At 46.3% G+C, this 26,417-nt stretch carries 18 protein-coding genes; 13 read left to right on the top strand and 5 right to left on the bottom strand.

The annotated features are described in order from the left end of the window. Positions 1-4: 4 nt before the first annotated feature. From NFI81_RS14795 to NFI81_RS14785, 3 genes are all read left to right on the top strand, one after another. The gene (locus NFI81_RS14795; protein ID WP_234611682.1) at positions 5-3,475 is read left to right on the top strand and encodes a SusC/RagA family TonB-linked outer membrane protein; all 3,471 of its coding nucleotides are present in this window, start codon (positions 5-7) and stop codon (positions 3,473-3,475) included. A gap of 29 nt (positions 3,476-3,504) precedes the next feature. Next, positions 3,505-5,010, top strand: a complete 1,506-nt coding sequence (locus NFI81_RS14790; protein ID WP_234611683.1) for a RagB/SusD family nutrient uptake outer membrane protein — start codon at positions 3,505-3,507, stop codon at positions 5,008-5,010. Between the two features lie 129 nt (positions 5,011-5,139). Continuing rightward, positions 5,140-5,640 carry a hypothetical protein gene (locus tag NFI81_RS14785; protein ID WP_234611684.1) on the top strand — a complete coding sequence of 167 codons (501 nt, stop codon included), beginning with the start codon at positions 5,140-5,142 and terminating at the stop codon, positions 5,638-5,640. Positions 5,641-5,796: 156 nt separating this feature from the next. Here NFI81_RS14785 and xylA read toward each other — a convergent pair whose 3' ends face one another. The 3 genes from xylA to NFI81_RS14770 form a co-directional block, all read right to left on the bottom strand. Beyond that, on the bottom strand, positions 5,797-7,125 hold the full coding sequence (gene xylA / locus NFI81_RS14780; RefSeq protein ID WP_234611685.1) for a xylose isomerase: 1,329 nt from the start codon (positions 7,123-7,125) through the stop codon (positions 5,797-5,799). Positions 7,126-7,269: 144 nt separating this feature from the next. Then, a complete protein-coding gene (locus tag NFI81_RS14775) occupies positions 7,270-9,387 on the bottom strand; it encodes a peptidylprolyl isomerase (RefSeq protein ID WP_234611686.1) in 2,118 nt (705 codons plus the stop codon). A gap of 63 nt (positions 9,388-9,450) precedes the next feature. Continuing rightward, complete coding sequence (locus NFI81_RS14770; protein WP_234611687.1) at positions 9,451-9,933, bottom strand: hypothetical protein; 483 nt, start codon at positions 9,931-9,933, stop codon at positions 9,451-9,453. 156 nt (positions 9,934-10,089) lie between these two features. Here NFI81_RS14770 and NFI81_RS14765 point away from each other — a divergent pair, with 156 nt between their 5' ends. Both NFI81_RS14765 and NFI81_RS14760 read left to right on the top strand, forming a co-directional pair. Beyond that, a complete protein-coding gene (locus NFI81_RS14765) occupies positions 10,090-10,392 on the top strand; it encodes an SCP2 sterol-binding domain-containing protein (protein ID WP_234611688.1) in 303 nt (100 codons plus the stop codon). Between the two features lie 65 nt (positions 10,393-10,457). Next, a complete protein-coding gene (locus NFI81_RS14760; protein WP_234611689.1) occupies positions 10,458-11,909 on the top strand; it encodes a Gfo/Idh/MocA family protein in 1,452 nt (483 codons plus the stop codon). A 46-nt stretch (positions 11,910-11,955) separates the two neighbouring features. On the opposite strand, the gene NFI81_RS14755 is transcribed toward NFI81_RS14760, so the two are convergent. Further along, positions 11,956-12,675 carry a pyridoxine 5'-phosphate synthase gene (locus NFI81_RS14755; protein ID WP_234611690.1) on the bottom strand — a complete coding sequence of 240 codons (720 nt, stop codon included), beginning with the start codon at positions 12,673-12,675 and terminating at the stop codon, positions 11,956-11,958. A 215-nt stretch (positions 12,676-12,890) separates the two neighbouring features. Between NFI81_RS14755 and NFI81_RS14750 the strand changes: the two genes are divergently transcribed. The 6 genes from NFI81_RS14750 to nadB all read left to right on the top strand — a co-directional run bounded on the left by NFI81_RS14750 (position 12,891) and on the right by nadB (position 19,410). Then, complete coding sequence (locus NFI81_RS14750) at positions 12,891-13,340, top strand: GatB/YqeY domain-containing protein (protein WP_234611691.1); 450 nt, start codon at positions 12,891-12,893, stop codon at positions 13,338-13,340. Continuing rightward, on the top strand, positions 13,337-13,915 hold the full coding sequence (locus NFI81_RS14745; RefSeq protein ID WP_234611692.1) for a CvpA family protein: 579 nt from the start codon (positions 13,337-13,339) through the stop codon (positions 13,913-13,915). Before NFI81_RS14750 ends, NFI81_RS14745 begins: the two co-directional genes overlap by 4 nt. A 130-nt stretch (positions 13,916-14,045) precedes the next feature. Further along, positions 14,046-15,098 carry a dual-specificity RNA methyltransferase RlmN gene (gene rlmN / locus NFI81_RS14740; protein ID WP_234611693.1) on the top strand — a complete coding sequence of 351 codons (1,053 nt, stop codon included), beginning with the start codon at positions 14,046-14,048 and terminating at the stop codon, positions 15,096-15,098. A 104-nt stretch (positions 15,099-15,202) separates the two neighbouring features. Continuing rightward, positions 15,203-16,624 (top strand): inorganic phosphate transporter, encoded by a 1,422-nt coding sequence (locus tag NFI81_RS14735; protein WP_234611694.1) that lies wholly within the window; start codon positions 15,203-15,205, stop codon positions 16,622-16,624. 168 nt (positions 16,625-16,792) lie between these two features. After that, positions 16,793-17,788 carry a quinolinate synthase NadA gene (gene nadA, locus NFI81_RS14730; protein WP_234611695.1) on the top strand — a complete coding sequence of 332 codons (996 nt, stop codon included), beginning with the start codon at positions 16,793-16,795 and terminating at the stop codon, positions 17,786-17,788. A 29-nt stretch (positions 17,789-17,817) separates the two neighbouring features. Next, the gene (gene nadB, locus NFI81_RS14725; protein ID WP_234611696.1) at positions 17,818-19,410 is read left to right on the top strand and encodes an L-aspartate oxidase; all 1,593 of its coding nucleotides are present in this window, start codon (positions 17,818-17,820) and stop codon (positions 19,408-19,410) included. 7 nt (positions 19,411-19,417) lie between these two features. Here the strand turns inward: nadB and NFI81_RS14720 are convergent, their stop codons facing one another. Continuing rightward, positions 19,418-20,767, bottom strand: a complete 1,350-nt coding sequence (locus tag NFI81_RS14720) for a vanadium-dependent haloperoxidase (protein WP_234611697.1) — start codon at positions 20,765-20,767, stop codon at positions 19,418-19,420. Between the two features lie 562 nt (positions 20,768-21,329). Here NFI81_RS14720 and NFI81_RS14715 point away from each other — a divergent pair. Both NFI81_RS14715 and NFI81_RS14710 read left to right on the top strand, forming a co-directional pair. Next, on the top strand, positions 21,330-24,509 hold the full coding sequence (locus NFI81_RS14715) for a SusC/RagA family TonB-linked outer membrane protein (RefSeq protein WP_374759370.1): 3,180 nt from the start codon (positions 21,330-21,332) through the stop codon (positions 24,507-24,509). Between the two features lie 10 nt (positions 24,510-24,519). Further along, positions 24,520-26,400 (top strand): RagB/SusD family nutrient uptake outer membrane protein, encoded by a 1,881-nt coding sequence (locus tag NFI81_RS14710; protein WP_234611699.1) that lies wholly within the window; start codon positions 24,520-24,522, stop codon positions 26,398-26,400. Positions 26,401-26,417: the final 17 nt, after the last annotated feature.

Below are 26,417 nucleotides of genomic sequence, written 5' to 3'. Positions count from 1 at the left end.
GACTATGAATATAACGCTATCAGCTAAACAATGGGCAGCGATCGGGATTGTGCTGATGACGCAATCCTCGCTGGTTGCCCACTCCCAGATTATCGCTTACGCTTCCATTCCCACCAAACAGCACCACGCTTTTGGTCAGGAAATGAAGCTCAAAAACGTATTACTGGACTTGCAGAAACATTATGGAGTGGAGATCATTTTCGAAGACCGGCTCGTACGATCGGTCAATGTTGCCCCCGGTATGTTGGATTTCAATCAGTCACTTGAAAAAAATCTCGGGTTACTATTGCAACAGAATGGTTTGACTTTCAAAAAGACGAGGAAAAATACTTTTGTAATCACTGAGTTTAAAGCGAAAGAGGTTGTTCCAGGAAAAGAAGAAGCGAAGGAATCCGGCGCTTTACCCGAGCAGATCCTCAGCCCTGAAACGGTAACTTTCCCGACCACTGTGCAACAGGCAGCCGTTGACAGGACCATTAAAGGTAAGGTTTCAGACGAAGCGGGAAGCGGCTTGCCAGGTGTGAGCGTGGTTTTAAAAGGAACGCAACGCGGGACTTCAACAGGTTCGGGAGGAGAATTTACACTGGACATTCCGGATGGAAGTGGACAGAATGTGCTCGTAATGAGCTTTGTAGGTTATAAATCGCAGGAAGTTACGGTTGGGAGCCAGTCGAGCATTGATGTGGCTATGCTGCCTGACGAAAATGCGCTGGACGAGATCGTTGTTGTGGGTTATGGCTCGGTAAAAAAATCCGACCTTACCGGGGCCGTAGGAACCATCAAAGGTGAAGTTTTGCAGGAAAGACCAGCCTCATCATTGAATCAGGGACTTTCGGGCCGCATTGCCGGGGTGAATGTTTCATCCAACTCGGGTCGTCCGGGTGGTCGTGCGAACATCCGCATCCGTGGAGCGAGCTCCATTTCAGTGTCCAATAACCCGCTATATGTCATCGATGGAGTGATCCTGAATGCAGTTGAGCTTGGAAACGGAAGTACGCCCATTGATTACATTAACCCCAATGACATTGCTTCTATTGAAGTTTTGAAAGATGCCTCGTCCACAGCGATTTACGGTGCGCGCGGTGCCAATGGCGTTATCCTGGTTACGACCAAGCGCGGAACATCGGGCGGTGGTAAAGTGACTTATGACAGCGATTTCAGCATTGGTGTTGTGCCAAAAAAATTGCCTGTTTTGAATTCGAGAGAGTTTCTGCAAGTAGAAGAAACCCTTTATGCCAATGCTGCAAAATATGATCCCGTGGGTTGGGCTACCGGCACAAAATATACCGACCCAAAGTTGAAGCGGACCAATCCATTGCTTTTCGATTCGAGTGGCAATCCGCTTTATGACACCGACTGGCAGGATGAAACATTCCAAAAAGCTTTTACCCAAAATCACCAGCTTGGGTTGACGGGCGGGAGCGAAAAAGGCAGCTATGGCGCTTTTTTAAATTACCGCAATGAAAACGGGATTGCACGCGAATCATGGCAGAAACGTTTCGCTGGCCGCTTTGTATTCGATAGCCAGATCAAGAGTTGGCTGAAAGTGGGCGGAACGCTGGGTTATACAGATCAGAATGAAAAGCAAATTGACCAGCTGGGTGGCGGCGGGATCACAGCTATGCGCCAGGTTTTGGAAGCATTGCCTATTATCCCTGTAAAATACCCTGACGGCAAATGGGCCAGTAATAGGGATTACCCGGGCATGGAAGGAGGCGATAGTCCGCTCAGGGTTGTTGCAGAACGCCTTTTCTACCTGCGGACGCAAACAATGCTTGGAAATATGTATGCTAGCATCAGACTGGCCGATGGACTCGAACTGAGATCAACAGTTGGAACCAATGTGATCAATCAGCGCGAAGATTACTTTGCGGCGGCTGGCCTTCAATACATTTCTAATAATGGTGACGCTTCCATAACCAGCAGAAGGTTCAACTCGTGGCAGTTTGAAAATTACCTGACCTATGCAAAGGAATTTGGTAAAATACATTCTGTAAACGCGGTGCTTGGATTATCGTGGCAGCACGTGGACCGTTTCGACAATGCTGCGAGAAGCCAGAATTTTACGGACACTTATTTTCAGTTCAATAACCTCGGTGCAGGAGCAACGGCACTGGCGCCAACTTCCAGCGCTTCTGCCTACGGACTTAACTCTTACTTCGCAAGGCTTAATTATAGCCTGATGGATAAATATCTGGTAACATTCACCGGTCGTCTGGATGGTTCGTCCAAGTTCGGGGATGCCAACCGTTATGCATTCTTCCCGTCTGCGGCACTGGCCTGGCGGGTGAGTGAAGAAGAATTCCTTAAAAATGTGGCTGCCATTTCCAACCTGAAAATCCGTGCGAGCTATGGAGCGACAGGAAACTCTGAAATTCCGGCTTATCGCGCTTTGGCAGGTTTACAGAGCTATGACGTTATTTTTGGAGGTGTCCGGAACATTGGAACTGGGGTCAACCGTATGTCAAATTCGAATCTTCAGTGGGAAAAAACACAGCAGGTGGATTTTGGTATAGAACTGGGATTACTTTCCAACAGACTCAGCTTCGAATTGGATCTGTACAGAAGAAAAGTAAACAAAATGTTGCTGGATGCGCCGCTTCCGTTGAGCAGCGGTTATGGAAGCATTTTTACCAATGTCGGCAGCATGGAGAACAAGGGTGTTGAATTTGCAGTGAATTCTACGAACATCAAGAGTGGTGATTTTTCATGGAGCACGACATTCAATATTTCCGTGAACAAAAATAAAGTGCTGGCGCTTTCGGGAGGCAGTGACATTTTTTCGGGAAACACGATTGTGCGGGTAGGAGAGCCGGTTGGATCGTTCTTCGGGCGGGTTCATGAAGGAACCTGGTCTACGGCAGAAGCCGAGGTGGCCAAAAAATACAACATGCTGCCTGGTGATGTCAAGTACAAGGACCTTAATAATGATGGTGCCATAAATGATAATGACCGTGCGATCATTGGAAAAGGAATTCCCGACGGTTTTGGAACATTCCTTAACACATTCCAGTACAAAGCATTGTCCTTGACGGTTGACTTGCAATATATGTACGGCAATGATGTCCTTGACAGAAGTATCCACTCTGCGGAGGACAGGCAAGGCATTGCAAACAGCTACAAAACGGTGCTGAATGCCTGGACAGAAACCAATCAGAACACGCCGATCGCGCAGGTGCGTCCGATCAACGCCTATTACACGACTAATAATGACAGCCACAAGGTGACCGATGCTTCATTTATCCGCGGACGCAACCTGCTGCTTGCTTACACTTTCCCTGCTACTGTGGTTTCGAGGCTTAAACTGGACCGTTTGAGGGTTTACGGTTCGGTTCAGAACTTCTTCGTGACAACCAAATACAAGGGTTATGACCCCGAAGTTTCTAACTCAGGTTCACCTTTCGACCAGGGATTCGGCTTGTACGATTATCCGAAGCCAAGAGTTTTCATGCTCGGTTTGAACATTGGTTTATAACATCATTACAGACTCTTACTTGAAGTAAAATGAATAAATTATCTAAAAGAATCGGCCTGCTCACAACACTTTTGAGCGTATTCTGGGCAACGGGATGCAGTGATTTCCTGGACGAATCCGATCCCAGCAACTTTACGGTAGAGAACTACTTTACGCAGCCTGCACACGGCAGAAGTTCAGTAAGTGCCATATACGCACCTATGCGTGATCCGCTGGGCAGTGGATTTGGTGGCGGCCCCTGGATGATGACTGAATTTGCAACCGGTCTTGCGGGCACGGATCTGGGGCAGGCTGTGAACAGCTATTTTGTCAAAGACCTCCGGAACACGTCTGATAATGGTTACGGCCAAACTTACTGGGGCTCCTATTACCGGGGAATTGCGAATGCGAATTTATCCATCGCCAAAGTGCCGACCATTCCGGCCATGGATGCAGCGGAAGTGAAGAAACTCCTTGGGGAAGCGTATTTTCTCAGAGCGTTTTATTACTTCAATCTCGTTCGCTTGTTTGGCAACATTCCGCTGGTCACTGAGCCCGTGAATTTGGATTCGGAACAATTGAAACCGTCCGCGTCCAGTCCCGAAGATGTTTATAATCTGATTGTTGCGGATTTGAAGCTGGCCGAGGAATCCGGTTTGCCCTGGACAGATGCAACGGGAAAAGTAAGTCTGGGAGCTGTAAAATCGTTGCTGTCGCAGGTTTACCTCACTATGGCGGGTTATCCATTGCAAAAGGGTGCTACACATTACGCACTGGCAGCAGCAAAGGCAGCAGAGGTGATAGATTCAAAGCAATTTAAACTATTCACTACTTATGCAGACCTGCACAATCCGGCTAAAAAAAATGTGGAAGAGAACATCTTTATGATCCAGTTTCGTACGCAGCTCCTTCCTTCCAACTGGCAGGTGTCCATCATTCCTTATAACAAGAATATCTCACAATATTCGGACGAAACGGGCGGGATTTATTCGACGGGTGATTTTGTGAAATCGTATGATGCGGCCGATCTGCGGATTCAGGAGAAACAATTTTTCTATACCAAATTCACCAATGAGACAGATCGCAACAAAGAAGTGGATTTGGGTGGATATTTTATTTACAAACATTTTGATAACGTAGCGCAAACCAGCACTGCTAACAGTGATCTGAACTGGCCTGTCATCCGTTATGCAGATGTTTTGCTGACATATGCCGAAGCTGCCAATGAAGCAACCGGGCCGTCTGCCAAAGTTTTAGAATCGGTCAACGCGATCAGAACGCGCGCACAGTTGCCTGCACTTGCGGGTTTAGCGAAGGACAAATTGCGTGAAGCGATCTGGAAAGAGCGCTGGCACGAGCTGTGTTTCGAGAACATTACCTGGTTTGATATGGTGAGGTTACGGAAAGCATTCAACGTAAAAACAAAAACTTTTGAAAATTACGTGGGTCATAAATTCTCTTACGGGCCGACTGTGACAGAAAGAGAATTGCTGTTCCCGATCCCTACTTCTGAAATTCGCAACAACACAAGCTTGCGTCAGAATAACGGATATTAAGTTATGGATGTATTTTAGGCTAATCGTATGATTTGTAAAAGCATAAGCCGCTGGAATTTCCAGCGGCTTATTTGTTGCTGGCATTGTATTTGAAGGTCGGGATTAATATCACCTAACTTGATACTAATAATGAAAAAGTTAACAAGAATCTTTTTTGCAAATTTCGCCATTGCTGCCGGCGCATTGTTCGTTGGCTGTAACTCAGGATCCGATAAAGACAGAAAGGAACTGGCCAATGCCGAAGAGCAGGCGCTTGAAACCGCTGACGAAGCCAGTGAGGAAATTGCAAACACATCTGACACATCCGAGATGGAAGACGCGAAAGAAGACTTGCTGGAAGCGAATCAGAAGCTCAATGAAAAACAGCAGGAATATCTAGCCTCATTGAAAAAGGAGGAATCCGAATTACAGGAGCGGGTTGTGGAGCTGGACGAAAAGATCAAATCAGCAGACGGTGACGCTAAAAAGCGGTTGACAGTAAAAAAAGATAAGGTGACCAAAGAGCGTGACCTGCTGCAAGCCAACATTCTCGAAATGGCTAAGCCTATGGAAGATAAACGCCTCGAAACTGTGCAGAAAGAAGTCCAGCAACGCATTGTTGCTATTAATAAGGAGTTGAGTGAGGAGTAAGACGTTGCTTGTCAGCTGAGCGCCCAAACACTTGTCAGCCTGAGCGGAGACGAAGGCGCGTTACCCAGAAGTAGCGCGCCTTCGACTCCGCTCAGGCTGACAAGTATAATAGCATTTACGCTGGCAAAGTGAGTGAGCTCGGGCTCACCAGGTAGATTAGATAAACCTATTGATCAGATTCTCCAAATATTCCTGCTTTCCAGAAATAGTTGCAGGCTCGCCTTTGCTTGCAGCCAGGTCAAACAAGTCTTCCAGTTTCAATTGTCCTTTTTCAAATTCAGCGCCTTTTCCGCCGTCAAAGCTTGCGTAGCGGTCGGTGCGGATTTTATCGTATTCGCCGTTCTGCATGATCTTGTCGGCAACGATCAATGCTCTTGCCACTGTATCGATACCACCAATGTGCGCGTGGAATACATCTGCAACGTCCGTTGAATTACGACGGCGTTTAGCATCAAAGTTGATCCCACCGCCTTGCAATCCTCCGGCTTTCAGGATCACCAGCAATGCTTTTGTCCATTCTGCGATGTCGTTAGGGAACTGGTCTGTATCCCATCCGTTTTGGTAATCTCCACGGTTAGCATCGATAGAACCCAGGATTCCGGCATCCGCAGCCACTTGCAGTTCGTGCTCAAATGTATGTCCAGCCAATGTAGCGTGGTTCACTTCCAGGTTCAATGAGAAGTCTCCGAGCAAGTCGTGCTGGCGAAGGAAACCCACCACTGTTGCTGCATCATAGTCGTACTGGTGTTTTGTAGGCTCGCACGGTTTTGGCTCAATGAAGAACTTGCCTTTGAAACCATTTGCACGGGCATAGGCAACAGAAAGTTTAAGCATTTGTGCAAAGTGCTCCTGCTCACGCTTCATATCCGTGTTCAGCAATGTCATATAACCTTCACGGCCTCCCCAGAACACATAATTTTCTCCGCCCAATGCGATGGTAGCATCCAAAGCCATCTTTACCTGTGCGCCTGCATGCGTAAGCACATCAAAATCCGGATTGGTGGAAGCACCGTTCATGTAGCGATGATGGCTGAACAGGTTAGCAGTTCCCCAAAGCAATTTTACGCCTGATTCTTTTTGTTTTTCACCCAAATAAGCCGTCAGTGCTTGCAGACGCTTTTCGTTTGTCTTCACATCGTCGTCGTAATCTACAACGTCCAGATCGTGAAAGCAGTAATAAGGAACGCCCAATTTGGTGATAAATTCAAATGCGGCATCCGCCTTATCTTTCGCACGGTCAACAGCATCTGGCTTTTTGTCCCAAGGGTAAAAAAGTGTAGGGCCGCCAAATGGATCAAGTCCCGAGCCGCAGAATGTATGCCAGTAGGCAACAGCAAAGCGAAGATGTTCTTTCATGCTTTTGCCTGCTATGATGCGATTTTCATCGTAAAAGCGATACGCTAATGGATTATCTGTTTCAGGACCTTCAAATGCGATTTTGCCGATTCCTTTGAAATACTCCTGTTCTCCGAGTAAGATGCTCATTGTGATTTGTTCTTTATTAATAAGTGTAAGATTGACATTTCATGCTGCAATACTATGACTTTTTTCTGAATTATTTGCAGTGAAAATAAAAAGAGGAGCAGAAATCATTTCTGCTCCTCTTTTTTGATAAAAATTTTGAATTGCTCAAAAGAACTTCGCGCGGCGATCTTCAATTTTCGCATTCTCGCGGATGGCTTCGTTCACGAGATATGACATGCGGCTTTCCAGTGATTGCGTCAGCTGCGTCTTGTACTGCGTATAATCAGCGACTTTAGGCGCTTCTGTTTTGCTAACCAGTTCCATAATGAACACCCCATTCTCGCCAGTGAAAACACCTGATTTCTGACCCGGTTTCAAGCCGAATGCTTTACCCAATGCGATAGGATCAAATCCTGCGCTGGTAAGGAAACCGGTTGCAAGGGAAATGTCCGTTGCGTTCTCAACCAATGCACCCGCGCCGTATTTTGCAGCAATGGCAGGAAGGTCGCCCGTTGCGCCTTTCAGCTTGGCAGTGATCTGCTCAGCTTTGATCTGGTTACGCACTTTCGTTGTCAGTTCGTCGTGGAAGTCAGCAACTTTTACATCCTTCGCGTCAGACTTGCCAACCAAGACCGCTACGATATATTGTTCCTCAGTTTCGAAAACCGGAGATACTTCGTTAATGTCTGAATCATCCTTAAATGCCCATCTAACAATATCACGGCCATTCTGGATTGCATTAATGTTCGTTGCAGACTCAGGAATACGGTTTGCGTTGGCGACAACCAATGCCTTATTTTTCTTAACCGCTTCGTCAAATGCCGTTTTCGTTTTTACAGTGTTAGCAAATTCGTCAGCCTTCCGATAAGCCTCGTCACGTGTTGCCTGGCTTGGGGCAATCGTCTTTCCGATGGCTGCAATTCGGTACAATGTGTTCGATTTTGGATCGGTTACCTTGATAATGTGGAAACCAAATTGGCTTTCTATCAATCTTGGGATCAGGCCAGGAGCAGTTGCAGAGAAAACAGCTTCTTCGAAAGGCTTAACCATCTGACCATTGTTCTGGAAATAGCTCAGGTCGCCTCCACGCTGTGCAGACTGTGGATCGGCGCTGGTTGTTGCAGCAAGCGCTTCAAAATTAGCACCGGCGCGAATCTGAGCAAGAATGCCTTCCGCCTTGGTACGAGCCGCAGCTTTCGCAGAATCAGATTGGTTTTCAGCACGGATCAGAATGTGACTTGCTCTTGCAGAAGCAACTGTATCTACGCGCGTTCCACCGTATTTGTAAATGTAATAAGTATTGCCTTCGCGGTAAGGACCGTAAACACCACCCGGAACGAATGTTTTCACAGCTTCTTTCAACTGGTCAGACATGGTTCCCAGTGACATATTAATCGGAAGGGGAATGTCCGAGTTCATGCTTGCAAAAGCGGAATCGTTTGTTGCAGTGGCAAGGCCGCGGGCAAGTTCTTTAATTTCAGAATACAATGCAGCGCTGTCGTCTTTGGCAGGCTGGATCGGGAATGTAACGTATTCGATTGAACGCGTATCGGTTCCTTTGTATTCAGAGCGGTGCGCGCCCAGATAATCTTCAAGTTGCTTGTCTGTAACTTTGATCGTCGTGTCAACAACAGAGAAATAAGGCACATACAGGTAACGCAATGTTGCTTTGCTGTTCTGAGCCACATATTCTTTTTCAGCTTGTGCTTTCGGGATGTAAGTCGAAAGTTTCAGCATGTTTTCATATTTGGCACGTGTGCGCTCTTCACGAAGGCTTTTCTCAAAATTCTCCCATGATTTTTGTTGCTCAACAGGAAGCGTTTTGAGATTTTTCAGATAGTTAACAACGGCGTTTTTATCAAATTTACCAGTAGTAGGATCAGAAAAAGCTTGTAGAATCGATGGGCTTATGTGATTTCCCTGAACCATATCAACCAGCTCCTGGTCCGTAACAGTCAGTCCAAGATCTTCAAATTCTTTTTTGTAAGCGATGTCAACAACAAACTGGTTCCAGGCCTGATCTCTCAGCGAAGCCAATTCATTTTCATTAAGACTGCGTCCCGACTGTGCTTCATAGTTCTGGCGGAAGCCGTCAACGCGTGACTGAAAGTCTTTAATGTTGATTTCTTTGCCGGCGATTTCACCAACAGTCTGGTCATTTCCCCCACCAAGCATGGAATTTGGGCCCATTAAGTCGCCCCCCACCATAAAAAGAATTAAACTGATCGCGATAACCGTCACAGCGATCCCGGATTTTTCTCTGATTTTTGTAATTAAAGCCATTTTCTCGATTCAAATTAGTCCGCAAAATAAAATCTTTTCTTCGTGGAATGCAAGAGGTTATGCTTAATGCATGTGTTTCAAATTGAAAGCATACATAATTAGCATAAAAATACTGAAGAAGACCCCAGCCATGGATGTAATAACCCCTAACCACCCACCGATCAGAAACAGCGGTAAAAGGAATGCAACGGCAATTCCCCCCATATATAAGTAGAAACCTCTTTTGTCCAGATTCCACATTAGATATGCAGCGAATAAGGAAAGCGATTCGAAGATCAGCATAATGATCGCCCCGGTTTTAATAGACCCTGCAGTTGTTTGGTCAATTACAGCCTCAAACATTTTGTCCATGGTCTTCGTATCCGCAGTGGTGGCCTGATTTTCAAGGTTTTCACGCACGCCTTCAAACGTTTCACGGGTTTTGTCAGCCATGATCTCGGGGTTCCATAATCTTTCCGATTGGGTCCAGAGACCGGAAACGGAGCTCATAAAAGTCAGGATGCACAATATGGTAAGGAACGTAGGACGATTTACTGTTTCACTCATTGGGTAGTAAATAATATCAGCAGGATTTTCTGATGAAGGATGTAAAATTTGTGGTTTTAGCTGAAAACACCAAAGCCATTTGAATATTCTTATCAGGGAACATACATTTGTCATTTTTAGTCCGAAAATATTACAACAACCCAAAGACCAACTGTTATGAGCTTACAAATTCTGACCGATCGTGTTAAAAATATCCTGGGAACCGACAGTGGCCTGAATGCTACGGTTAAATTCAAAACAGAAGAAGGAAATGTATTTATCGACAGTAAATCGGTCCCGAATGCAGTGACAAATGACGATCTCGAAGCAGACTGCACTTTTGAAGTCTCCACAAAAAATGCGCTTAAACTCATTGACGGTGATCTGAATGCAATGATGGCTTACATGACCGGCAAACTTAAAATCGACGGAGACATGAGCGTCGCCATGCGCATTGCCGAAACTTTCGGAGGTAAATAGTAGGCTTTGCCGCGCGCAATCTTTTGCTTTTGTATCAAGCATTTTTACCAAATTCATGACGTGTTATGGAAGAGCAAAAAGAACATAATAAAAATGACATCAAGCGCAGGGATTTCCTGAAAACCGGTGCGCTTGCTGCATCGACCTTTATGATCGTGCCGCGTCATGTTTTGGGGAAAGGATTTATCCCGCCAAGCGACAAGCTGAACATTGCGGCCGTGGGTTGTGGTGGAAAAGCGGATGTGAATATAAGGCTTGCTTATAATGAAGGCGCAGACAACATTGTCGCGTTATGTGATGTGGATGACCGGCAGGCCGTAAAATACCGCAAGCAGTTCCCGAATGCACCTTATTATAAGGATTACCGGAAAATGCTTGAAAAGGAAGCCAAAAACATCGACGCCGTTCTGGTAACCACGCCCGACCATATGCATTTTCCGATTGCGATGGCTTGCATGGAGCTGGGTAAGCATGTTTATGTGGAAAAACCTTTGACAAAAGACATCTGGGAAGCGCGTAACCTTACCAACGCCGCCAAAAAATATAAAGTGGTAACCCAAATGGGCAACCAGGGGAGCAGCAGCGACGGGACCAGGCAAACGGAAGCATTGGTACAGTCTGGAATCATCGGTGACGTGCACAAGATTGAGGTCTGGACGGACCGTCCGGTTTGGCCGCAAGGCGTAAAATCGCCAAAGGACAGGGGAGAATCGCAACCCATTCCGCAAGGCGTGGACTGGGATCTCTGGCTCGGAACAGCTCCCAAGCGCGATTACCATGAAGCCTATATGCCGTTCAGATGGCGTGGTTACTGGGATTTTGGCACAGGTGCATTGGGTGATATGGGCTGCCATTTCATCGACGTGCCATTCCGCGCATTGAAACTCGGCTACCCCACCTCGGTAGAATGCAGCGTAGGTTCGGTTTATGCAGACTTTTTCGAGCAGGCATTTTTTGATGATGTTGCGCCGCCATCGGCAACCATACATTTAAAATTCGCTTCCAAAACACCGGGAAAGGACATTAGTTTTTCGTGGTACGACGGCGGCATGCGCCCGCAATTGCCGGAAGGTTGTGATTACAAAACCGTTTTTGGAAGCGTCGACGGCGGAATGCTTTTCACAGGAACAAAAGGAATTTTGAGTGCCGAGATGTTTGGTAACAACCCGCGCTTATGGCCGGAAAAGAAATTTGAAACAATCAGACCCAATATAAAACCGCGGGCATTAGTTCCCGGCGGCTCGGAAGGGCATCAGCAGCAATTTGTGCAGGCATGCAAAAAGGGTCACGGCACTTACACGAGTTCGGCTTTTGAAGAATCGGGTCCTTTGACGGAAATAGTGCTCATGGGAAATCTCGCCGTAAGATCCTACCTGCACCGGGAAGCCAAAGCCGATGGCAAAGGATTTGACTTTCCCGGAAGACAAAAGCTAATCTGGGACGGCGCGAATATGAAGATTACCAACTTTGATGTTGCCAATCAGTTCGTAAAACGGGAGTATCGGACGGGTTGGTAAATGACATAGTGCTAGCACTTCGACCGCCCGGCGGCCCGGTACGTCACTACAACTCCAGTTCCCGCAAATACATCTGGATCGTATTTTCCAATCCCAAATAAAGCGCATCAGAAATCAAGGCATGACCAATGGAAACTTCATCCATCCAGGGAATGCTTTGTTTCAGAAAATGCAGATTATCCAGGCTAAGATCGTGCCCTGCATTTAGGCCCAGGCCCACTTCCCGCGCTTTTTCGGCCGCCAGTACAAATGGCAGCACGGCTTTTTGGCGGTTTTCGAAATAATATGCGGCATAAGGCTCCGTATAAAGTTCCACACGATCGGCGCCGCAAATTTTTGCACCTTCCACCATTCGCTCGTCCGGGTCCACAAATACCGAAACCCGGATATTGGCAGATTTAAATATTTGGATCAAATCCGTGAGCTCGCTCCTGTTGGTGATTGTATCCCAGCCTGCATTGGAAGTGATCGCGCCCAGCGCGTCTGGCACAAGCGTCACCTGATCCGGTCTGTTCGCCAGAACCAGTTCAACGAATTTTTTTTCTGACGGATTTCCCTCAATGTTGAATTCCGTAGTCACGACCTCTTTCAAATCGTAAACATCCTGATAACGGATATGCCGCTCATCCGGCCTCGGATGCACCGTTATGCCCTGGGCACCAAACCGCTCACAATCCAGCGCCACTTTCAGCACATTAGGATTATCACCACCGCGGGAATTACGGAGAGTTGCGATTTTATTAATGTTAACGCTTAATCGGGTCATGAGAGTAATTTTGAATGGGTGAATGAGTGAATGAGCGGGCGCCGCTGCACTGAATGTGTGGGCGCCGCTGCGCTGAATGTGCGTGCACCGTTGCGCTGGATAGGACAATTTATAAGGTTTCGATTAACTTTGCAGCCCAATTGGCGAATTTAAATTCGGCCAAAATTAAAACCATTCACTCATTCACTCATTCAGTCATTCAAAATTAAAAACATATGTCACTAAAAACGGACGTTGAATCAGGCATCAAAGATGCTATGAGGGCCAAAGACCAGGATACATTGCGGGCTTTGCGCGCGATTAAGTCTCTCATTCTTTTGGAAGAAACAAAAGGCGGTGCAACCGGCGAACTAACTTCGGATGACGAACTTAAACTGCTTACAAAGGCAGCCAAGCAACGCAGGGAATCGGCTGATATTTATAAAACTCAGAATCGCCCCGATCTTCTGGAAAAAGAAGAAGCAGAACTGGCTATTATCGAGCAATTCCTTCCAAAACAACTCACAGAAGAAGAGGTTAGGGCTAAATTGCAGGACATTATCACAAGAATTGGTGCATCCTCGCCTGCGGATATGGGCAAAGTAATGGGCGTAGCGACCAAAGAACTGGCAGGACAAGCAGACGGACGTGTGGTTTCTACTTTGGTAAAGAGCTTGTTAGCATGAAATTATTGGATGTTCTCATCCTTCTTCCCCTCCTTTGGGGAGCATTGCATGGTTATCGCAAAGGCCTTTTAATTGAAATAATCGGCATTGCCGGACTTGTGATTGCCATGATTTTGGGTTTCAAATTCTTGGGTTTGGGAATGGAAATTCTCACACCCTATTTTAGTGATAGTGTGGCCAAGAAAATCCTGCCTTATGTTGGGTTTTCGGCCATTTTCTTTCCTACCATTTTTCTTTTAAACCAATTCGGCTATTCCATCAGAAGGTCGCTCCGCTTTTCTATTTTAGGAACATTCGACAGCGTTGCGGGCGGAATGGTGGGTGTGCTGACCTGGGTTTTCGGGATAAGCGTGTTCTTTTGGCTTGTGAATGCGATTGGTGTGAAAATCCCGTCGCATAGGACGGACGACACTTATCTTTATCCGCTCGTCGTACCGGTTGCCCCAAACCTGATTACCAAAGCGCTCACATTAATGCCCTCCGGGACGGAGTTAATTAAGGAATGGAAGCGGGAGTATCTGGATGATGATAAACCCGACGATGATAAAGAGGAAGTTACCACGAAGGAATCGTAATCTCAGCATCAAATCCGTGTATTTGAACTTTCGAAATTCCATTAAGGTTACGTTCGGTAGTTGAGTTTCAGTAACTTTGCAGAAAAATTGTCCGAATGCTATGCGCGTTGGACTAACAGGATAGAAGATAATGATTGAAATTAATAATAGGCAGGATATTCGGAAAATGGACGTCGAACAGCTCAAAAGCTGGCTTGCCACGCATGGAGAAAAGGGTTTTCGTGCCAAACAAATATTCGAATGGATCTGGAAAAAATCAGCCCATTCTTTTGATGAAATGACCAATTTGTCGCTCGCAACGCGCCAGTTGCTGAGCGAGAACTTCCTGATCCACTCGCTTGACATTGCGAAACAGCAGCAGAGCAATGACGGAACGATCAAATCCGCATTCAAACTTTTTGACGGAAATCTGGTCGAAGGGGTCTTAATCCCCGCTGCCGACCGCATGACGGCGTGTGTAAGCAGCCAGGTTGGTTGTTCGCTAACCTGCAAATTTTGCGCAACGGGCTATATGGACCGGAAGCGTAACCTGGAAGCAGGTGAGATTTACGACCAGGTTGTGGCCATTGCGAGACAGGCCGAAGGAAGTTTCAAGGCACCATTGACCAACATTGTGTACATGGGCATGGGTGAACCTTTGCTTAACTATGCTAATGTGCTCGAATCCATTGCGCACATCACATCGCCCGAGGGCCTGAATATGTCGCCAAGACGCATTACGGTTTCCACAGCGGGCATTGCTAAAATGATCAAAAAGCTGGGTGATGATGAAGTGAAATTCAGGCTTGCATTATCACTACATGCAGCCAATGATGCGAAGCGTAACCAGATCATGCCAATCAATGAGTCCAATTCGCTGGACAACCTGGCGGAAGCATTAAATTACTTTTATAAAAAAACCGGCAACCGGATCACGTTCGAATACATTGTTTTCAACAACTTCAACGACACTTTGCAGGATGCCAAAGAGTTGTGGGAATTTACAAAACGCGTTCCTGCCCGGGTTAATATCATCGAATACAATCCAATAGCCGAGGCTGATTTCAAAAATACAGAAGCGGATAGATTGGATAAATTTGCCGCTTATCTGGAAGACAGGGGCGTTTCCGTGCACGTACGCCGGAGTCGTGGCAAGGACATTGATGCGGCTTGCGGCCAGCTGGCCAATAAAGAAGCAGCATAATCCTCAATACTTATTCCGAATCCTGAATTAACAATTTGGTAATATTGCAACGGCAAGGAATAAGTAGTTTTGTCTCCTATTAAATAAACCTATATTCTTCTTTTATGTTTGGTCTTGAAACCGACATTTTTATCCTCCTCGCTTTCAGTATCTTAGCGGCCTGTGCATTCGAGTTTGTAAATGGTTTTCACGATACAGCCAACGCAGTCGCCACTGTTATTTACACCAATTCACTGAAACCCAATGTAGCCGTAATCTGGTCTGGTTTTATGAATTTTTGCGGTGTGTTTCTGGGTGGAATAGCCGTAGCGATGGGGATTGTCAACTTGCTTCCTGTTGAATTATTAATTGATCAGAATGTCTACCATAGCGCCGCTATGGTTTTTTCATTGCTTTTCAGCGCCATCATCTGGAACCTCGGAACATGGTATTTCGGACTTCCCAGTTCCAGTTCGCATACATTGATCGGCTCCATTCTGGGTGTTGGTCTTGCATTTACATTCATGCCTGAAAACTCGCAAGGTGCCGGGGTTAACTGGACCAAAGCGCAGGAATTGTTCACTTCATTGCTGACGTCTCCGATCTTCGGTTTTGCACTGGCCATTATCATTATGTTCATTTTACGGAGAATGCTTTCCAAGCCGCTTCGTGAAGTTGTATTTAGTGAACCCAAGAAAAACCAGCCGCCTCCGCTTTGGATCAGGGCTATTTTGATCACAACGTGTACATTAGTAAGCTTTTTTCACGGTTCCAATGACGGCCAAAAAGGCGTGGGGCTTGTTATGCTGATCCTGATCGGCATTGTTCCTGCTCATTTTGCACTGGACAACAGCGTGGATCCTGCGGCAATGAAAACAGATCTGGCAGGCATTGAGCGCGCAGTAAATACGATTGATTCTTCCAGATTATCGGTTTCCGACCGCCAGCATCTTTATACGATCAAATCAGAAATTGATACGCTGAATCAGCAGGTTAGTAAGCCACTTGTGGATAAAAAGCTGCCTTTGGAAGACCGGATGGATGCCCGCCGTTCCCTTTTGCTGATCAGCCGGAATTTGAAAACAATTTTGGATAACGGACACGCAAATCTGAATGTTGAAGACAAAACATTTTTGAAAATGCAGTCGGGCAGTGAGTTGGGGATCAGACGATACACGGATTATGCACCGGATTGGGTTATTTTGATGATCTCTCTTTCGCTTGGACTAGGCACAATGGTCGGCTGGAAGAGAATTGTGGTCACAATTGGCGAAAAAATTGGTAAGCAACATTTGACCTATGCACAAGGCGCTTCTGCTGAACTTGTTGCAGCCAGTACAATCGGCGTTTCCTCATATTTAGGACTTCCTGTAAGCACTACACACGTGCTTTCATCAGGGATCGCGGGTTCGATGGTTGCGAGCAAAGGGGTGAAGAACTTACAAGGCGGAACAATCCGGAACATTGTGATTGCGTGGATACTAACATTGCCGGTTACCATGCTTTTGTCAGGAACACTTTACGTTTTCTTCCGCTGGATATTATAATAATCTGACTTGGTTAATCGCATTAAAAGGCCGCTGGGACATTCCCTGCGGCCTTTCATTTTTTGGCCAACGCACTTTCTTTGCTTTTCATTGGTTTAATATTGTAAATTCGGGTCCACGCGGTGGCCGGAATTTTTATGATCAACTAAAAGCCAATTATTCGCCATAATGACAACTATTGAAGAGCAGGTCAACCGTTACGGTTATGTTACCGAAGCTGTTGCTGATGATATTGATTTAATTGCCGAGATCAATCGATTAAAAAAAGAGAAGAATGCCGTGATCCTGGCGCATTACTACGTGGATGCCGAAATACAGGACCTGGCGGATTATATTGGTGATAGTCTGGGACTGTCGCAGCAAGCAGCTGCCACAGAAGCGGATATGATCGTGTTCTGCGGCGTGCATTTTATGGGTGAAACTGCAAAGGTTTTAAGCCCGAATAAAAAGGTCATCATTCCCGATCTGAATGCAGGGTGCTCCCTGGCTGATTCTGCTCCCGCGGATAAGTTTGCAGCATTCAAAGCGCAATATCCCGATCACATTGTGATTAGTTACATCAACTGTTCGGCTGAAATTAAGGCATTGACGGACATTGTTTGCACATCTTCCAATGCATTGCAGATCGTGAACAGCCTGCCATTAGATCAGAAAATCATTTTTGCGCCTGATGCAAACCTTGGCAGATATGTTGCCCATAAGACAGGCCGCGAAATGGTGTTATGGGACGGAGCCTGCATTGTGCACATTGATATTTCACGAGAAAAATTAAAACAGCTCCGGGAGGAAAATCCGGACGCATTGCTCATCGCGCATCCTGAATGTAAAGAAGATATTCTAATGCAATCGGATTATGTGAGCTCGACAACAGGCTTGTTGAAGTTTGTGAAAGAATCTCCTCATCAAAAGTTTATCGTTGCCACCGAAGCAGGGATTTTGCATAAAATGAAACAATCGGTGCCCGACAAAAAGCTGATTCCGGCTCCTGGCTCCGACAATAATACCTGCGCTTGCTCCGAATGTCCTTATATGAAAATGAATACATTGGAAAAGGTTTATAACGCGCTTTTGTATGAACAGCCGGAGATTATCGTTCCCGAGGACATCAGGCTCAAAGCATATAAATCCGTTGCCCGCATGCTCGAATTGAGTAAGGGAATTTAACAATAACGCCAATTACTAATCTTTATAAAATGCCCCAATTCGATTTCCTGATTATCGGTTCCGGAATTGCCGGATTAAGTTATGCAGCCAAACTGGCTAGACATTTTGATGAATTGAAGCAGGAAATTTCCATTGCTGTCATTACAAAAGTGCAGGCGGATGAAACCAACACCAAATATGCACAAGGCGGCATTGCAGTGGTTTGGGCCGAATCGGACTCATTCGAAAAGCACATTCAGGATACAATGGATGCGGGGGACGAGGTTAATAAACGGAACATTGTCGAGATCGTAGTGCGGGAAGCGCCGCAACGCATTCAGGAACTGATCGATTACGGAACGCGATTTGATAAAGAAAAAGGCGGTGAATATGATCTGGCCAAGGAAGGCGGGCATTCGGATCACCGTATCCTTCATTTTAAAGACATTACCGGTGCCGAGATAGAGCGCGCGTTGCTCGAAGAAGTGAATCGGCACAAAAGCATTCAGGTTTTTACGCATTACTATGCCGTGGAGCTCATTACGCAGCATCATTTGGGCGAAACGGTTTACCGTTATCGGGAGGACATTCAATGTTATGGTGCTTATGTGCTGAACCGCCAAACGGGTGAAGTAGAGAAGTTTCTGGCTAAAACAACCATGCTGGCAACGGGTGGAATCGGGAACATTTACCAAAGCACAACCAATCCTACCATTGCCACCGGTGACGGAATTGCAATGGCATATCGTGCAAAAGGCGTTTGCGATAATATGGAATTTATCCAGTTCCATCCCACGAGCTTTTACCAACCAGGCCAAAAACCTTCTTTTCTTATTTCCGAAGCAGTAAGAGGATTTGGCGGGATCTTAAAAAGAGCGGACGGCAGCACATTTATGGAGCTTTACGATGACCGCCTTTCCCTGGCTCCCCGTGACATTGTGGCCCGGGCCATTGACTCGGAAATGAAGAAGAATGGTGTTGACCATGTTTACCTGGACGTGCGTCATCTGGATTATGATAAATTTCTAGAACATTTCCCTAACATCACCGAATATTGCCTCAAATCGGGCATCGATGTGAGAAAAGATATGATACCGGTTGTGCCCGCTCAACATTATATGTGCGGGGGAATCAAGGTAAATGAATGGGGTAAAACCAACATTAACTTCCTGTACGCGGTAGGAGAGTGTTCCTGCACCGGTTTGCATGGATCCAATCGCCTCGCTTCCAACTCTTTGCTCGAAGCGGTTGTGTTTGGACACAGAGCTTACGAAAGCACGGTCGAGAGTTTTACAAAGGCAGTCACACCGGATAACATTCCCGAGTGGGATGATTCCGGGACAACGCACCCCGAAGAGCAGGTTCTGGTAACCGAAATGACGCGGGAGTTAAACAGCATTATGTCCAATTACGTAGGCATTGTGCGCACAGACCGGCGTATGAAGCGTGCATACGACCGTTTGGAATTGCTGCATAAAGAGCATGAACAACTTTACCGGGAATCCAAAGTATCTGTTGCGATATGCGAACTCCGGAATATGATCTCGGTTTCCTATCTGATCATTAAAATGGCAATGGCCCGACGCGAGAACATCGGGCTGCATTACAATTCGGACCGGGTCCATTCAAATCAAGTCCAGTAAGACCGGTTTAGTTTGCTGCGATTTCGTGCCGGCCTTTTTTGGTAACGGCGCGTCTCCATACATTCTCACCAACTTTTTCGCCGAGGTAGGTGCCTTGCTCTACGCCGTCGCGATAATGTATGCCGCCATAAACACGGCTTATGGAAGCATCCCAGTAAGCCTCTTTGAATGATTTAAAGGACTTAATGCCGTGGCCGTATTTCTTTTCGGTTGTATCGGTAAAGGCAACATTGTCACCGATCAGGTGGGTTAGCACCGTTCCGCACGCGGCTGAAATGCTGCTGTGCCCGCTCACATATTCCGGGAAAGCCGGTGTTTCTAGAAACGGGCGCCAGTTGGGGTCCCAATTATTATTGATCACAGTTTCAGGCCGGATACGCACCGTCCTATATTTTTCATCCCAGCAAGCCGAAAACGCATCAAATAATGAGAGGGCACCCAATGTATATGCTTCGGTAGAGCGCATCAGATCCAGTTTTTTATCCGTAGTCACTGTTCTGATAATCGCCAGCCAATGTCCGGCCGGGGTCATTTTTTTATTGGCAAACATGGCATGGCCCACCACGTTGGTTACAAAAGCATTATCGTCCCAGAAATAGGCTGTCGCTTTCTGTTCGTCTGTCAAGGTCTTACCGGTGTTGTAAACTTCCATAGCCAGCTCCATGAACTTGCTCTTTTTGTCCAAGTCGTATTTGGCAGGCGGCGGGCAGCGGAACTGCGTTACCGAATCAAGCGCAAATGTCCTGACTGTATTCCACATCGGCTCGCACGCATCCGCGTATGCAGGTGGCGTAGGCACCCAGGTTCCGGGTGCATTTGTAACCGTATAACGATAACCGCGAATTTCTTTGTAATGATCTTTTGCAGAATATGCGAGCACATGCTTGGCCACTGAGTCACCGTATGCAGTTGAGCGTTCAAAAACATCATCCGGAATGCCCATTTTATGATATTTTTCGAAAAGGTCCTTTTCGTAGTCGTCCCACATATTTCCAGAGAAAGTAAGCGTCCTGCCAACCGTGGCAAACGCTTTTACACTAGCCAGCGGATAACAGTAAGCGAGGGATGAGTCCGGTTTCGGTGGTGGCATAAACTTCACAAGTTGGCCTCCAAGTGATTGATATTCAGGATATCCCGGCACAAGCGCCTCATAAGCCGCAAGAAATGAGTAACTGTAAATCCGGCTCGCAACAGGTGGTTTAAAAATATCATGAATGATCACATCGGTAAGATGCGTGGCCGTTTCATGAAATATGGTGGGATCAGCAGCTTTGGCATTGTATTCATCCGGTGACACATTTTTAGTGCAGCCGAAGGCAAATGAAATGCATATCAGAGAGAGTAAACGGAATTTCATTATGTAGACGGTGGGTAACAATTAGAACATTACTATGTCGCGAAGTTAGTAAACATACGTCATATTTTGGATGAGAAATATGTAACTTTTAGTATACAATTTTATAATTATTCAAATTTAGAGTACTCAAAATTGTTATTTTCATAGAATACATATACTAAAATTTAGAATCCTTTCTTTTGTAAAATATTTAATATCTTTTTGTACAATCGAACGAGTAAATCAAAAAATTTGAAGCTTATCCAATGAGTTTTCCCGGGATGATGCGTCGAATTGTGTACAATTTACACGGAGCAAAAGCTTAACAAATGATCACCCTAACTCACCAAAAATTTAAAGCGAACCTATGTAAATACTTTCCGATCTGAATTTTACTTCTCTATTGACTGGTTTTCCCGACGGAAACCGATGGTTGACTCTACGTTCCGTGCTTATACGGTTAAGCAACTTTTTTTATCGTACCATTAAATCCAAATTTCAATCTATGAGAATTTCTACTGGATGGACATTTCGTGCTACATCACGTTGTGTTTCTTCTCTTTTCCTGGTTCTGATCACAATCATGGGAGCATTTGCTCAGAATGTGGTTAAAGGAACAGTTAAAGATGATCAAGGAGTGGCCTTACCAGGTGTAAGTGTCGTGGTGAAAGGAACCACCGCCGGCACTGTAACCGACAATGAGGGTGTTTACTCCGTCGCTGCCGACAAGCAAGGCACACTGGTCTTTTCATTTATCGGTTACCTCACCCAGGAAATCCCTGTGGGCAATAAGGCGAACATCGACATCAAACTTATTTCCGACACCAAGGCACTGACCGAGGTGGTCGTAGTGGGTTATGGAACTGCCAAAAAAGCAACATTAACCGGTTCTGTTACAGCCGTAAAAGGAGCGGAACTTGAAAAAGCGCCTGCTGCTAACTTATCCAACACGCTGGGCGGTCGTCTGCCTGGTATTTCAGCAGTTCAGGCGAGTGGTGAACCAGGAAATGATGGTTCTGCCATCCGTATCCGCGGAACGAACTCACTCGGAAACAGCAATGCTCTGATCGTTGTGGACGGTGTCCCCAACCGTAGTGGTGGTTTGGACCGTATCAACCCGGCCGATATCGAAAGTATTTCTGTTTTGAAAGATGCTGCAGCAGCAATTTATGGTTCACGTGCGGGTAACGGTGTAATTTTGATTACAACCAAGCGTGGAAAAACAGGCAAGCCACAGTTATCCTACGACATGAATTTCGGTGCGTCTCAACCAACGAGAACTCCTGAAATGTCCAACGCACAGGAGTATGCAACGATCCGGAATGAATTGCAAATTTATGATAACCTTCCGGTTGGAGAGTGGGGCAATGCATTAACGGCCTTTAATACAGCAGGTTCTTATAAAAGACAAGATAACGGAAACGTGATCAATGCTGTTTTTACGCAGGATGACATGAAGAAATTCGCTGATGGCAGTGATCCGCTTTTGCACCCAAATACAGACTGGTATGGTTCGGTAATCCGCAAATGGGCACCGCAGCAACGTCACAATCTGCAATTAACAGGTGGAAGCGATAACATCAGATATCTGGCTTCTTTGGGTTATATCAACCAGGAAGGTTACTACAAGAACACGGCGACTGCTTACAAGCAATATGATATGCGTATCAATTTAGATACGAAAATCAACAAATACATTTCTGCAAACCTGGGCCTTACCTTGCGTGAAGAAGATCGTAACTACCCAAGTGGTGGAAACGATGCAGGTCCGATCTTCCGGATGCTGATGCGCGGTAAGCCAACTGAAATCGCAATCTGGCCAAACGGAAAAGCAGGTCCTGACATTGAAAATGGTCAAAATCCTGCGGTTATCACAACCAACACAACAGGTTACGAGCGTGACAGAAGAGATTACATCCAAACGAACGGAGGTCTTGAAATCCTGATTCCTGGCGTTCCGGGACTGAAGATCAATACCATGGCAGCATTGGATAAGCAAATCCGCCGTCAGAAAAACTTCGAAACACCCTGGACATTGTATTTCTGGGATAAGAAAACCTACGAACCGGATGGCACAACGCCGGTTTTGACGGGAACAGTTCGTTCGACATTCAAAGACCCACGTCTGACTGAGGCTTCTTATCAGGAATTGTCTATCCAGTTAACTGGTCAGATTTCCTACGAAAAATCAATTGGTTCGCATAACTTCAATGTAATGGCGGGTGTACAACGTGAAAAAGTGGATGGTGATGGTTTCTTTGCATTCCGTCGTTACTACATTTCGCCGGTTGTGGATCAGTTATTTGCAGGTGGAACGCCTGAGCAGAACATTGGAAACTCGGGTTCTGTTACTGTGAACGGTGTAACTAACAACAATACGGATCTGTTTAGCAGAGCTCGTTTGAGTTATTTTGGTCGGGCTGGTTACAACTTTAAAGAAAAGTATCTTGCTGAATTCCTGTGGCGCGTAGATGGATCGTATGTGTTTCCAAAAGAAGGCCGTTTTGGTTTCTTCCCGGGGGTTTCGGCCGGATGGCGTATCTCCGAAGAAGCTTTTTGGAAAAACAGTGTTTCGCGATTTGTGGACAATGTGAAGCTTCGCGGTTCATGGGGTCAAATGGGTGCTGAGCCTTATTTCCTGGGAACTGAAACCCTTGCGGAATATCAGTATCTGTCAACAATGGGCTTTGGCAGCTACATTATTAACGATCAGGTTGCCAAAACTTTGCTTGAAGCACGCGTTGCCAACAAAAACTTCACCTGGGAGGTCGCTAACAACTCCAACTTCGGTATAGAAGGAACATTGCTGAATGACAAACTTGCATTTGAGTTTGATTATTTTGTCAACAACCGTTCCAATATCCTGATCCCAAAAGCAGGTTCAACGCCTTCTTCTGCCGGTATCGATGGAAAACTTCCTCCTCAAAACCTGGGTAAACTTCAAAACAAAGGATGGGAGTTTAAATTGAGCTATGATGGCAATGCGAGCGATTTCAATTACTCCGTGAGTGTGAATGGAGGTTATGCCAAAAACCAGATCAAATACTGGGATGAAACGCCGGGCGCACCTTCGTATCAGCGTTCAACTGGAATGCCTTACAACTCATTCCTCGTTTACCAATTCGACGGAGCATTTAAAGACCAGGGCGAAATTGATGCCAACAAACTGGATTACTCACCCATTACAGGTAACCTGAGACCGGGTGATATGAAGTTCAAAGACATCAATGGCGATGGAAAGATCAGCGCGGATGACCGTATGCGTACTGAAAAAGTGCAGCGTCCATATTTCACAGGTGGTGCTTCTATCAACCTCGGATACAAAGCATTTGACCTTTCTGTATTGTTCCAGGGAACATTAGGCGGGCTTCAAATCGTAGGTCTTACCGAATCGGGTGACATTGGTAACTATTTGAAATATGACTTCGATCACCGTTGGACCATTGATAACCCAACCAGCGAATATCCTCGTTTGACTAACCGTAACAACAGGTATTATACCAACACAGGACAAGCCGGTATCAACGACTACTTCCTGAAAAGCAATAATTACCTGCGTGTGAAGAACATTGAGCTGGGTTATAACCTGCCATCTGAGCTGGGTTCGAAAATCGGTTTGAGCAAATTCCGTGTCTACGTGAATGGACTGAACCTTTTCACTTTCGATAAAATCAAGGTTTGGGATCCGGAATCTACTAACACCAGTGGTCAATACTATCCACAGGCAAGAATTATCAACGCCGGTATACGTGTAGCATTTTAAAGAAACAAATATGAAATTGAAATATAAAAGTATAATCTTAATTGCGCTGCTGACCGCGGCTGGATTATCGTCCTGCGACACTGATTTCCTGGATGTTACGCCACCGACCGAAATTCCAAGTGAAGAAGCCTGGAAAGAGGGACCATTGGCAGAAGGCTTTGTTACAGGGATATATGCAGGGCTGCAACAGGGAGGATTTAGTGAGCAAATGCTTGCTTCACTCACCGATGAAGCTGTGTTTACCCACACGGGACGTAACATTAACACGGTGAACGAAGGAAGTTTAAGTCCTTCTAACCTGGGTTGGGTGGACGCAACCTACGGCTGGGGACAAATGTACACCTACATCCGCGCTTCCAACCTGGCGATTCAGCAACTCGCGACAGCAACTTTCACAGACGAAACGCTTAAAGCGCGTCTGAAAGGAGAAGCTTACTTCCTGAGAGCGTATTACTATCAGCAATTGGTTCGCTATTACGGTGCTGTGCCCATTATCAAGAAAGTGTATGCGCTGAACGAAGATTACACCGTTCCCCGCAACACCTGGGACGAATGTGTCCAGTTGATCGTGAGTGACCTGGATAGCGCTGCTATGCTGCTCGACGGCAAGACATTGGTAAAAGGCCGCGCGTCAAAAGTGGCTGCACAGGCGCTTAAATCCAGAGTGTTGCTTTATGCTGCGAGTGATCTGCATGATGTGCCAACCATGAAAGCAAAATCTACGGTTTTGGCAGCTTACCCGAATCCCGAGTTTTTGGGATATGTTTCCGGGGACCGCAAAGCACGCTGGACAGCCGCGCAAGCTGCCGCCAAAGTGGTGATCGATGGTGGTAATGGTGCTTACAAATTGAACCTGACGGCACCGGCTACGGCAAACGAAGGACGGTTGAACTACATTTCCATTGCTATGGCGGGTGCAAGTGCCGACAAAACGCTGGATCCTTCTGCGGCTAGTGAAATCCTTTTTGGACGTTACTTCACGCCGAGTTTGGCCGAAGGTGCGCGGCAGACAGGTTTGAACAACGGTCCGAACGGTTACCACAACTGGGCCGGAAACACGCCGATCGGGACATTGGTGGACGATTACGAATTGATGGATGGAACGCCGTTTAAATGGACAAACCCTGCCAATGCAGCCGCTCCTTACAAAAACCGTGATCCTCGTTTGTATGCGACAGTCATGTATGACGGCGCAGACTGGAAACCACGTCCATCGGATGCGAAAGATCCTGCTAACCAGATTCAAACCGGAGCATATGACCTTCTGGATGACAAAGGAGCATTGATCAACCGCAAAGGATTGGATACACGCAGCAGCTCGATCGAAGACTGGAACGGAAGCCGGACAGGTTACTACATGCGCAAGTTTATTGATCCAAACCCTGCATTGTATGACAACACCGACCGTCAGAACATACCATGGCCATTCCTCCGCACCACTGAGGTTGTTTTCAACTACATTGAAGCAAGCATCGAGTTAGGCCAGGATGCGGAAGCATTGTTATGGCTGAACAGGATCCGTTTCCGTGCCGGTATGCCAGCATTGAAAGTGACCGGAGCAGCGCTTAAAGAAGCCTATCGCCACGAAAGAAGGATCGAAATGGCTTACGAAGAGCAGCGCTACCATGATGCTCGCCGCTGGATGATCGCTAAGGAAACACTGGGTCGCCCATTGGAATACATTAACGTGTTAGGCAAGTTCAAGGCTGGTAAGTCAATGAAAGAGCCATATCATTACGATACGGACATTTATACTTACACCTACACGCCGATCGTGGAGAAATCACACGAAAACCGCACCTGGGCTGACAAAATGTATTTCCGTCCGTTCAGCCGCGATGAGATCAACAGAAATTCTAAACTGGCCCAGAATCCGGGTTATGATAAATAGTTAGTCCTCGCTTTATT

Origin of the sequence: Dyadobacter fanqingshengii (assembly GCF_023822005.2) — a bacterium.
Taxonomy (GTDB): domain Bacteria; phylum Bacteroidota; class Bacteroidia; order Cytophagales; family Spirosomataceae; genus Dyadobacter; species Dyadobacter fanqingshengii.
The sequence above is the reverse complement of the archived record's forward strand: the minus strand, read 5'-3'. Positions and strand labels throughout refer to the sequence as shown.